The sequence below is a fragment of the Bradyrhizobium sp. i1.15.2 genome (assembly GCF_040548425.1).
Taxonomy (GTDB): domain Bacteria; phylum Pseudomonadota; class Alphaproteobacteria; order Rhizobiales; family Xanthobacteraceae; genus Bradyrhizobium; species Bradyrhizobium canariense.
Genome location: NZ_JBEPRQ010000087.1, coordinates 1 through 1,182, shown reverse-complemented (window position 1 = coordinate 1,182; position 1,182 = coordinate 1). Strand labels below are relative to the sequence as shown.

The following is a 1,182-nucleotide window of genomic DNA, read 5'->3' as shown; positions in this document are numbered from 1 at the left end:
CCGTAGCAACCATTAAAGGCTAGGCGGCTTTTTCGATCCAGGGCGTGCCCCGTTGCACGACAGTATTGGCGTAGATCAGGAGCTTGCGGGCGCAGGCGATGAGCGCTGCGTTATGGACTTTGCCGTTTGCCATGAGGCGGGCATACAGCGCGATCAGAGCCTTGTTCCAACGGAAGGCAGCTGGAAGGGCGGCGGCGAATAGGGAGCGCCGCAGGCGGCTGCGGCCTCCGGCGATTTTGCGCTGCCCTCTGTGCTGTCCGCTGTCAGCATCGAAGGGAGCCAACCCGGCCAGGGCTGCGGCTTGCTCCCGGCTGACGCGACCGAGCTCGGGCATGCGGATGACGATCGCCAGCGCCGTCCGCTCGCCGATGCCGGGAACGCTCAGCACCAGCTTGAGCCGCTTGGCCAGATCGTCGTAGGCACGAAGGCGCTTGGCAATGTCACGGATCTGCGCCGCCCTGCGTGCCTTCAACCGGGTGATGTCGCTGTCGACGATGCGTCGCAACGCAGGCTCGTCGATGTGCTCGAGACGGGTCTTGAAGCGCCGGATGTCTTCCTCGATCTGCTCAAGAAAGGTCAGATAGTCGGCCAATTCCGTCAATCGCGGATCCGGCGCGATCTCAGGGGGATCGAGCGCCGCAGCACAGGCAGCGATCAATACGGCGTCGAGCGCATCATTCTTGGCCCGGCGCAAATGGACCTTGGCGAACGCCTTGACCTGAAGCGGCTGCAGCAACAGCACGGTAAAGCCGGCCGATCGCAAATGCTCCACCACGCCACGTTCATAGCCGCCAGTGGCCTCGATCCCGATCCGTGTGACGCCGGCCTTGGCCAGGTTTGCTGCCAGAGCGCGCCAACCCGGCAAAGCATTGGCGACCTGCCAGCGCTCGGTTCGACCATGAACCGCGACGTCCAGCTTGGCCTTGGACGTATCGATCCCGGCCGTCGTTATGTTAGTCTGTGTCATCTTCGTCGACCCTGCCTTGTGAAGCGAACCAAGTTGTTCCGGCAACCATCCGGGTCCGATGAAGGTGCTGACGCGATCACGCTACGGGGCAGCCACAAACTGCTCTGGGTGGGCTCGATCCGATCATCAGCGGCCTGTCGCGGGGTGCAAACCGCGGCAGGCCATTCCTCACGGAACAGGTCGAGAATAACTGATCGCGCTATTACAAGGGTGGG

The 1,182-nt window shown here is 63.0% G+C and carries 1 protein-coding gene; it reads right to left on the bottom strand.

The window, feature by feature from the left end; all coding sequences use genetic code 11:
* Positions 1–19: 19 nt before the first annotated feature.
* Entirely contained in the window at positions 20–967 is a 948-nt protein-coding gene (locus tag ABIB80_RS39320) for an IS110 family RNA-guided transposase (RefSeq protein WP_007591328.1), read from the bottom strand.
* Between the last annotated feature and the right edge of the window lie 215 nt (positions 968–1,182).